General features: G+C 55.6%; 3 protein-coding genes and 2 pseudogenes. 1 reads left to right on the plus strand and 4 read right to left on the minus strand.

Features of this window, described 5'->3' with window-relative positions; all coding sequences use genetic code 11:
* Positions 1-409 (plus strand): annotated as a pseudogene (locus DQ230_RS16505) (IS3 family transposase); the annotation flags it as partial.
* A gap of 33 nt (positions 410-442) precedes the next feature.
* Here DQ230_RS16505 and DQ230_RS16510 read toward each other — a convergent pair.
* From DQ230_RS16510 to DQ230_RS16525, 4 genes and pseudogenes are all read right to left on the minus strand, one after another.
* Positions 443-1,474 carry a glycosyltransferase gene (locus tag DQ230_RS16510; protein ID WP_238987577.1) on the minus strand — a complete coding sequence of 344 codons (1,032 nt, stop codon included), beginning with the start codon at positions 1,472-1,474 and terminating at the stop codon, positions 443-445.
* Positions 1,475-1,719: 245 nt separating this feature from the next.
* The gene (locus tag DQ230_RS16515) at positions 1,720-4,122 is read right to left on the minus strand and encodes a glycosyltransferase (RefSeq protein WP_113913664.1); all 2,403 of its coding nucleotides are present in this window, start codon (positions 4,120-4,122) and stop codon (positions 1,720-1,722) included.
* Between the two features lie 4 nt (positions 4,123-4,126).
* Complete coding sequence (locus DQ230_RS16520; RefSeq protein WP_113913665.1) at positions 4,127-5,146, minus strand: class I SAM-dependent methyltransferase; 1,020 nt, start codon at positions 5,144-5,146, stop codon at positions 4,127-4,129.
* A gap of 306 nt (positions 5,147-5,452) precedes the next feature.
* Positions 5,453-6,091 (minus strand): annotated as a pseudogene (locus DQ230_RS16525) (IS256 family transposase); the annotation flags it as partial.
* Positions 6,092-6,217: the final 126 nt, after the last annotated feature.

Consider the following 6,217-nt stretch of genomic DNA (forward strand, 5'->3'; position numbering starts at 1 on the left):
TCTCACCGCGAAGCTGAGTGTCAGCCGTCAGGCCAAGGTGCTGGGGATCAGCCGGGGCAGCGTCTATTACAAGCCGCGCCCGGTCTCGGATGCCGATCTGAAATTGATGCACCGGATCGACAAGCTACACATGGAATTCCCGTTCGCGGGCAGCCGGATGTTGCAGGGACTGCTGGTGCAAGAAGGGCTCAAAGTCGGCCGGCTGCACGTTGCCACGCTGATGAAGCGCATGGGCATCGAGGCGCTCTATCGCAAGCCGAACACCTCGAAACCGGCGCCGGGGCACAAGATTTACCCATATCTGCTGAGAAAGCTGCCGATCACCCGGCCCAATCAGGTCTGGGCAATGGACATCACCTACATTCCCATGGCGCGCGGGTTCATCTATCTCGCCGCCGTACTGGACTATCCCTTCCCCTGCGACCTCTATTGGTCCGATTTTTCACGACCACCTCTTAAGAGCACTGTCAGCTGGCATTACGCCTTTCAGACGCTGTGCACGCGTTGCAGCAGCAGCATCTGCGGAAAATCGCGTAACAACATCCAGCACCGCTTTCACGTAATGACTAGGTGTATGCCTCTCCTCAAGGCGTGCACGCCCCGCAGCTCCTACTGCGCGCCCGACTGCTGGATTGGCGTAAATCTTACGCACAAGTGCCTGCAATGCAGGAATCTCCTCGTCCTGCTCGATCTTAAACACCGTGTTTGAAGGCAGGGTGGCATACCATCCTAAATTCGTAACGACGGATGGGGCTGCGGCGTTCCAAATACGCAGTTGGCTACCTGAAGCTTCACCCATGGTGGGATAACGCAAATTGAAGACGAGATGGGCTTCTCGAAGTTTTTGGTCAAGGTCGCTTTCGTTGACAAAGCCGTGGAGCCGCACATGTTCGCTGAGGCCTAATTCGTCTATGCGGCGCCGTATATAGGAGGGATCCCAGACGCTGCCCATGATATCCAAGCGAAAGTCGATTTTCTGCTTCAAAGGAGCCAGCGCTTCGAGTACCTGCTGCAACCGGCGGTTTGGGCCAGTGTATCCAAATTGCACAAAGCGCAGCGGCCCAATACCTGATCGGATGATCTGTGGTGTTTTGGTAGAGAGACGGAACGGTAGGTCCAACAGATATGCCGGCACAGTGCCAGTTGCGGCGATCGCATCGCGGGCGATGGACGTATGTGTTACTGCGGAAACCGCACAAGGAAGGGTAACTTCAAAACCAGGAATTTCTTGGGCCAGATCACCGAGCTTGCGGCGACCTTCTAACACGTCTTTTGCTTTTTGCAGTCCTGCCTGCCCGTGCCAGTGAGCCATGCTGGCATCATAAGTATCGCGCGGGAACAGCCCATTTTTTACAGCATCGAAGCACAACTCCTGAATGGCCATATCATGCAGGATCACCACGGAGGGAATTCGCTGGATCATCCTCAGGAAAGCTGCGTGGAAGGGCCATGCATTGCCGATGTTGACAAACACAGTCTCCGGGCCTCGTGCCATCGTGCCATCGCGCCGCCCTGCACGTGCAAAATCACGCGGCATTATACGGTCGGGGTCGAGTCTGCGGACGGGGCAGAAATTGTATAGCTCCCGGTCCCATTCGGATGCGTCTGTCCAAAGAACCAAATCGGAGGCCGCGACTAGCTCTGGCAAGATACGGCGGGTGTAATGGGCAATATCCGTCTGTGCGGGGGGCAGCGGTGAGACCCAGTGAATACGAGGTTTCAAGGCGCACTCCGCGGTAGTGGAGTATTTTTTACGATCCGCAGAAAAGCTTCCTCTGAACAGGATAGTTCGAGTGGAACAGCTCGGCCGCGCCCGGTGAAGACACCGACACCAGACTGGTAGAGATGTAGACGGAGCTTGCCCGCATCTACCTGTCCTTCATCGAGGCGTAGGGTGATTTGGCCGGACTCGCCAGGGCCGATGGGACTGGTCAGAGGTTGCATCAAGTGCTGGTGGCGCAAAAATCCTTCCCCGTCTATCCATTCGGCCAAAACACAGGTCGAACGGTCTCCGTCAATGGGCCAGAAGCTGGATGAGGTATTTTGCACGTCGAGCTTTGTGAGCCCCGTAGCCTCTGCTCGAGAGGCCACCAAAAACGCTCCATGCATACGCGTGGGATCACCGTGATAAAGGGCCTGCGGAACGTCTTTCGGCGTCCCCACCTTGCGGGCTAGGTACTGAATATTCTCACCACGCAGTGATAGGTCATCCCCTCGGTTGACCAATATCTGTGCGGCTTCCTGTTCTATGTGACGATCATAGACGTCGATTGTTTGCAGCCGCACGGTTTCAAACCCTGCGGCGTCCCCCAGCATGGCGAGTTCCTGCGGTGCATATTCGCGGTTATGACGTCCATAGGCACCGCCCGAAGGTACAAAGATACCAAAGGAATAAGGTGCTATCCCGCATAGTGCTTTCCAGACACCGCGATGGCTCACAACATTAGGCGTGGTTATCAACAGATGCCCGCCGGGTTTGAGGACGCGGGCGGCTTCCGTAAAGAAAAAATAAGGATCAAGAGCGAGATGCTCCAGAATCTCCATGCCAGTAACCAAGTCGAAGCTGTTGTCTTGGTACGGCCAAGGATCGCGCTCACCATTGGCAGCCTTCAGTGTTATATCGAAGCTTTGAAACTTGTTGTCACGTGCACGAACGGTTTGCCGGTAAGGTTCGGGGCCTTCCCAGAGGCCGTGCATTTCCACCTTCGGAAAACGATTGGCCAGCAGCATCTGGAAAACCAGTGGAGGGAACACGCCCACATCGAGAGCGCTGGACACATTCACCCCTTCAAGCTGATTGAGTGTTGTCATGAAGCGCGTCCAGTGCGTATCGAGATAGCTTGCAAGACCTGTATCGATAGGCGGCTCTTTGCGCTCCAGGGCTGCAGGAAGTTCTTCAAAAGCATAGGCTTGAAGAACCTGCGCAATATTTTCAAAGGGAATGCCTTTAGGTGGTCGAGGTGGGGCTACAGCATCAAAGAGCTGCTGCTCGGCCTCTTGGCGCGGAGCGGCAGGGCTCTTTAACGGCTTCTGTGATACCTTGGGTGCAGGCGCGGCGGACTTTGTCGGTGTGGAGGTCTGCCCAGTCAGAGTTGTGACGACATGATCCCACGATATATTGAGTTTATTGTAACGGGCATGACCCGCCTGCCCCATGCGTTCAGCTTCTGCCAAATTGTCCATCAGCTGATCAAAAGCGACCCCCAGTACGACTGGGTCCGGAGCTGTGATAAGGCCTTCTGATCCATTGGTGATAAACTCTAACGGTCCACCTGAATCTGTCACGGTAACGACGGGTTTCGCCGATAGCATCGCTTCCAGCGTGATATACCCATAATCCTCATCCTTGGGGACAAAGACGACGCCGCGGGCTTCCGCGTAGTGACGGATCAATGTTGCGTCATCCACTGCGCCGAGCCATGTGATACGGCTCGTGACGCCCAGCTCAGACGCCATCTGCATCAGATGGTTCTGGTAGGTTGAATTTTCAGCCACGCCTGCGATCACTAGCCTCGCCTTTGAGTGGACGAGTGCCTGCAGGCTCAACTCCAGCCGTTTGGAGGGATTGATGCGGCCTGGCACGAAGAGATAATCGCCGTAAGATCCTTGCCTCAGATCTTCTGCATTGGGCGGTGGATGATAGAGAGGCTGCGCCTTAAGTCCGAGATGCTTTCTCATCCGATCGGCCACGTTGTCGGAATTGGCATAGATTGGATGCGGACTTGCTGCGAAGGCGGCGCGGTCCTCTTCGCGGATGAACGCCCGGAGAACCTCACCTTGCGGTGTGTCCAGCATCTCAGACGTGCCCAGCTCCCATTGATCATAGGCCTGCCGGTGCTGATGCAGTACCCAGAAAACTTTATTGGGGTGATGTACCAGCCAAGCGGGAAATTTCAGGCCAATGGCTAAATCAATAGGTACGCCTTCAGTCTCGGAGACATCAATCATTTTAGCCGCAAGGATGTGATCAGCGAGCGCTTCACCTGGATACCATTTGAAGGGGAGCGTGATCTCTGTGGCCTGATGACCATGTGCGTTTAGGGCTGCTACAAGGTTCGCGGCATGCCGCTCTGCCCCGCCTGATACAAATGGCACTTGGGTTCTGAGGACGCCTATACGCACTGGATCAGTCTCCGATCGGCTTGGTGCCGAGGACTGCAAGATCCTGAGGGCCGAACATCAAGAAAGCCAGTTCATCGTTGAAGTCGGGTTTTGACAGGAATTCGTTGAAGCGTTCATGAGGGTTGAGACCATATATATCTATAGGACTGAAGCCTATGGTCTCAAGGAGGACTTCCATGACCTGTTCAGGCATCGGCTTGAGATGTGTGGGATCGGTATGGAAGGATGTAGCACCTACCAGCACATTTCGGGTGTTTGGCGTCTCAAAGAGCAACAGACCTCCAGGTGCCAGGACACGCAGTGCCTCGCGCGTGATCCAAGCCACCGCGTCAAACGGCAGATGTTCGATAAGATGGTGTGCGGAGATGGCTGACAGGCTATTATCTTCCTGATCCGCCAAAGCTTGAAGGGCGTTGCCCTGACGCACGTCATGGCCCTGCTCAAGCGCCTCCTCAATCTGTACGGCGTTAAGGTCCACACCAAAACTGCTAATCCCGTTTTCAGCGAGCAACCCCAGCCATTCGCCACGTCCGCAGCCAAGATCTAAAACTGGTTTCTTTTCAGTCTGTAGCCAAGCGGCCTCCACGTCTGGTAAGTAGACTTTCAGGCGTCTAGAAACCTCTTCGGGCTCGCCGCGATAGCGGTTTTCAAACCGGTGATAGAAACTTTCTTTAAATAGATCAAAGCCACTGGTTGTGGGGAAATCAAACTTGGCTGGAGCGACATTAGGCATCGCCCTTCTGCCATTCGCAACCTCGTCAAGTCTGCGAGACAAATCACTGAACATCCGTGCAAGTACAGCAGTATCCGACTGACTGATGCGCTGCAAAACCGCTTTTTCCCGATTGTAATCCGCAATCAGATCCTCGGCCAGTGTTTCCAGATCCTCGGCCAGTGTTTCATACCAACGCATGCCCTGGTCCAAGCGATCAACCCTTGCGCGGGTCTCCTTGGACAGTTCCTTGGTGCGGCCTAGTGAGAAAATCGCAGAAACATAACGCTCAATCCGCTTAAGAAGTTTCATGGCTCATCTCCTGTTTGGGACCGGGAAAGAGGGAGATGGGATGACTGCGATCCACGTAATAGGATCCCATGTCCTCACAGCCTCAGGCGTTGCCCGCTGTTCAAATATTTTGCCAGACAACTCTAGAAAATCTACCCAGCATCCTTTTTTGCATCACCTTCTCCATCGCGTATCTCGTTAAGCAATTCAAGCTCGATGGTGTGCATACTCTCACACTTAGAAGCCAGTCAGGCATTTGCCGGTGGTGTCTCGAATCTGGTGGAAATTCTGTGGCGGCGTTCTCCGGGCATGGGAATTTGGGCCTGATCAGGCGGCGAGGTCAAGGCTGATCGGGGCGATGGGCTGAGCCAAGGTTTCCGAGCCATCCACTTTTCGCATCTGGATCTGGCCCGAAGCCATCAGCGCCCAGAGCAGCATCGGCACGGTTTCGGCGCAGGGCAGCACGGTCTGGGTTTTGATGCGGCGGCGAAATTCTTCGTTCAGGCGCTCGATGGCGTTTGTCGTGCGGGCCGATTTCCACTGCGACGTGTCCAGCCGGGTGAAGGTGAACAGCCGGTCCCCGGCCTCTTCCAGGCTGTCCGCCACCGCGCGGCACTTCAGCCGCCATTTGCGCAGGAAGGCCTTGCGGCGTTTGTCGATTTCGACCGCGCTGTCGGCATAGATCATGTCGCGGTAATCCTCGGTCAACTCGTCCTGCATGCGTTTTGGGGCGTGGCCGAGAAGATTGCGGTGCTTGTGAACGGTGCAGCGCTGGATCGGCAGATCCTCGCTCCAGAGCGCGACAAGCGCGGCCTCGAGCCCTGGCGCGCCGTCGACAATGACAAATTCCGGTCGCTTCAGGCCGCGCGCATCGAGATCGCCGAGAAACTCGGCCCAGGCAGCCTTGCTTTCACCGCCCATATTCATGATCGAAAGCAGCACCTTCTGCCCGTCCCGGCGTATGCCTGCGGGTTTCGCTAATTCCCGGACACGGATTTCAGTAATTCCCGGACACGCGTTTCGGTAAATCCCGGACAGGGATTTCGGTAATTCCCGGACAGCTCCGGGGGCCTTGGGTACGGTTGGTCATCG

Source organism: Roseovarius dicentrarchi, from assembly GCF_003316635.1.
Lineage (GTDB): Bacteria > Pseudomonadota > Alphaproteobacteria > Rhodobacterales > Rhodobacteraceae > Roseovarius > Roseovarius dicentrarchi.